Genomic DNA, 4,162 nt, shown 5'->3' on the forward strand with positions numbered 1-4,162 from the left:
AATGACTCAGCTACAAGCTGGATGCCCAGTTACCCGGACACTGTAAACTATACTACCGATGGTAATAATTATATTTTCAACACCTCAAACTATGATGCCTACTGCTCTCTCACCGCAAAGGGTGGAAAACTATACAACAGTTACAACAAAATATCTGGAACATGGTGGACATCGCAGCCTGCTACAAGTTATGGTTTCCACTGGAACCCCGATTATCCTAATTACGACTCTACCTCAAGGTATCCCCCATTATCTTATGGAATACTGAGCGATGGACCCCTATTTGTGATGTACACAACATTAGCAAAACTGGGAGGCACCGTTGACGCCACTACCAACATAACTTACCGGTTCTTCGAGTGGGGATGGATCGGTGAAACAAACTCCACATTTAACCAGGCTTATGGGAGAGCTCTGTACAGGAACAATGAATGGGTCTTTAATGACAAAATCATGCCCACTTTAACCTACAAAACAGAAACCGGGCAAAAACTCACATATAACAACTGGTGGACTCAGTTTACAAGCAAAGATATTGGGAAGGCGTTATGGCTTGCATTCTATGATACCAGTGATAGAGAAGCAATGGGAACAGTGGATCTAATAAGTCCAGTGTACAGTGTGGTTAGTACTTCTGGATGGTCCTACCGGGTGCACCAACCCCTCTCTACATACTATGAGTATTGGGATAGAGCTTGGCCAAGCACTCAGGTAGCCGTTGGGAGCTTCATTTATGAACAGTTTGCAAACTACATGTGGGATGGAACTAGTGGGCTATCCGAGTTTGAAACCTTTGCAAACATGATGGAAAGAGACCACGCGCTTAGTATTAGTGTTAATGATACTCAGGAAAGGGTTTTCTTCGATCTTAGCATCACCGTTACGGACCCGTTCGACAATCCACTCACAGAAAATGTCACTGTCACAATTTACAATACAGCGTGGAGCGGTGTTAATGATACCAAGTCTACTGATTCTTTGGGAAGATGTAACTTCCAACTTTTTGAGAGGGATAGTGGGTACTGGATTGAGGCTAATCTGACCACTCCTTATAGAACTTATGTTTGGCGGGCGGATTCTGCATGGGTTCCCGGTGTTAACAGCTCGACATTTAACATTGAGATGAACATCACCAAACTATACTTACTGGTTCAAGATTTCCATGGAACCTACGTCCAAAAGGCACAAGTTTCGGTGAACTATACAAACTCTAGTCTTTCAAGTTACAATATTTCCAACCAGTCGGTAGACAAGTATTTCGCACAAATAACATTATATGTTTACGCCAATGAACAAGTAAATATAACAATCAACACCACCTACGGTTCTCCTCCTAGGACTGAGAATTTCACTCTGTGGAACCTAAACGAAAGCAAATATGAGGGAACATTGAGTGGTTTGGGGCGCTTAGTGGAGATGGACAGTTCCAAGTTCTTCTCGGCAACGCTGAATAGGTATATAGACCAAGCTACTCCGCGTCTCGAATGTGAAAATGGTACTTTCTTCAGTAACATATACTGGAATGACAGTGTTACCTTCGTGTTTTGGATTAAGCACCCCAATGGTCAAGGTATAGAAGCAGACTGGATGAACTTCACTATAAAGAACACAACGGGATCCGAGGTTTATGGGCCGGTCAATATGGCGAAGGATCCTTCGACGACTGGTAAATGGAATATAATCTTTGATTTCGGGACGCTTTTTGGTGGGCAGAACTATTTTATTGTGATAACCGCTGAGCCTAGTGATACTGCCAGCTACACCTATCCGGCGCCTTTGACTGTGTATATTAGTCCGTTGAATAATCTTCCTCTGGCGATATTGCCGAATAACACAAGTATTACTGTTACTTGGAATACGAGTTTCAGTATTCAAGCCCTCCTGAATGACACACATAACAACCAGTTTGTTAGCGGTGCGCCTTTAAGCTTCACCATCTCGCCTGTTGGCTTGTCTGGTACTATGAATGAGACTGGTGGGAACTACATGATTTCCTACGATTTCTTAAGACAATTGAACGCTGGAACCTACACTGTTACTATGAGTCTTTCTTGGGATAACCACACCGCTAGTCCTGTTCCCATCAGCTTGATTGGATCTATTCAGACAGTGCTTGAAACGCTTTTAACATTCCAGGGTTACTGGGGAGAGAACCTGACGATATACGCTGTTTACAACCAAATCTCTCCTGAGGGACCTGTGGCTGATGCAATTCTCACTTGGCGTATTAAGGGCACCGAGTATGCCGGTTCTATGATTTATATTGGCGGTGGTAACTATACTGCTCAGATAAATACGACTATTATTAATACTGCTAGCTATACGCTTGAAATTTCTGCGAGTAAGGCCAACTATCAGTTCAAAGAGGGAAGCGCAGTTCTTAACATTTTAGGTGCCCCGACTATTCTGGGAAATGCTTTTCTTATTCCTCCAATCGCCTCATCTGCGATTGCATTCCTTGGACCGTATATTCAGGTTGAGAACTCTGTTCCTCTAACACCCATTATCTTCTACTACCATACTTCTGGTCCAAACTCGCCACTGACTGGTGCGAATGTGACTTTGTTGTTTGGCTCAATGTCATTCACTCTTACCGAGATTATGCCCGGAGTTTACGTAACCTTCATCCCAACATTTAACCTCCCTCCGGGAAACCTATTTGGAGTACTGACCGCTAGCTACGAGAATTACCAGACGCAACAGAGCCCGATTTTCCTCTCAGTTGGGGAGGCTTCAATATTTATACCATTGCTTAATATTCGAATTCCAAAAACCACTTTCCTACTAGTGTTTTCCGCTATCGCTATACCTACAATCTCCTTCGCTTCCTACACGTACATTAAGAGGGCCCGAATACCCGCCATTATAAAGAGAATTGACGAACTAATAGTAAAAATCAGTCGTGGAGAAAAAGTTACCGCTAAGCTTATACCAAGAGTTCGAGTGGTGGAAGCGGTTCTCAGTCAAGAGTTGGCTATTGTCGGTCTTGAGCCCAAAGTGGAGCGCTATGTCCCAGTAGAGTTAGCAGAATTCATAACACCCCTTTTAGTTGAATCTGGAATGAATGCCGATGAAGCCCACGCACTAACCTTGGAGTTGAAGACCGCTACACCCATAGAACGCGAGAAGCTTCTTGAATCAGTAGGTGTCCCTGGCGAAATCAGCGCCCGAGTATTACAAATAATTGAGGAACAGGAAGAAAAACAGGAAATCCTAAAAAAACCAATAAAAGAACTAGAAGAGCAAACAGAGGTTGAAACACCATTAGAAGAAGACCTAGAAAAACCAGAACCAGAACCAGAAGAACATGAAGAGGCAGAACCAGAGACAGAAGAATCTGAAATACTAGAAATAGAACCCGAAGATAAGGATTTGAAAAAACCCGAAACAGTTGAAGAGGTAAAAGTAACAGAAGAAGAGAGATTAAAAGAGACGGAAACAAAGGATACAGAGAAATCGGAAGAGAATAATATGGATGTAGAAGAGGATTTAAGTGAAAAGGAAAAAAATAAGGCAAAAGATGAAAATATAGAAGAAAATCGGAAAAATAAAACCTCTCAACAAGACGAAAGGAAGGAGAAAAACAGAAGAATGAAGAGAATTACTTAAATCTCTAATATTTGCGGTATCGTCCACTTCTTACCCTTTTTTCTTTTTTAGTAAGTCTTTCAAGTTGGAGTTGTCTTAATTTTTAATTGCATTTTTTCGAACTTCGTCCCCTCTCCACAAAGTTCGCATAATTCTGGTGGTTCTTCAGTTTTATTGAGTCCTCCGCAGGTTTCGCATCTCCAGAGTGTGATATTTTGTATTTGAGTTTCCGCGTTTTCCTCGAACTCGAATTTTTCCTCATTTCCGATTTTATCTCTCATTTACAAGCCTCATATAGATCTCTAATACTAATAGGAATTACTAAGAATGGAATTACATCAAATTTAATTTTCTTAACAATCAGCATTCGATAGTAAATATATACTTACTAATAGGCTTCAGAAAAATATACTTAATTTTATTGCTATCCTAATTTATACTAAACTAAAGGCATTAGTGGTATACTCTGTTTAAATTTTTTTTCGTTATAAAAATTAAAAATTAAAAATTAAAAATTAAACGCTCATAAATAAGAATTTTGTGGCTGACCATTTTTGCTGGTGTTTTTAAGGAT

1 protein-coding gene and 1 pseudogene are annotated in these 4,162 nt (G+C 40.9%); one reads left to right on the forward strand and one right to left on the reverse strand.

Translation table 11 applies throughout. The features are described 5' to 3' along the window. Positions 1 to 3,609: pseudogene (locus ACUVXA_RS17320) on the forward strand (hypothetical protein); the annotation flags it as partial. 59 nt (positions 3,610 to 3,668) lie between these two features. Here ACUVXA_RS17320 and ACUVXA_RS17325 read toward each other — a convergent pair. Further along, positions 3,669 to 3,869, reverse strand: coding sequence for a hypothetical protein (locus ACUVXA_RS17325; RefSeq protein ID WP_445872537.1), 201 nt, complete (start codon positions 3,867 to 3,869; stop codon positions 3,669 to 3,671). Positions 3,870 to 4,162 lie beyond the last annotated feature (293 nt).

Source organism: Candidatus Jordarchaeum sp., assembly GCF_052745115.1.

Coding starts and splice junctions, on each gene's coding strand:
- ACUVXA_RS17325 (WP_445872537.1), bottom strand. CDS start 3,869: ATGAGAGATAAAATCGGAAATGAGGAAAAATTCGAGTTCGAGGAAAAC.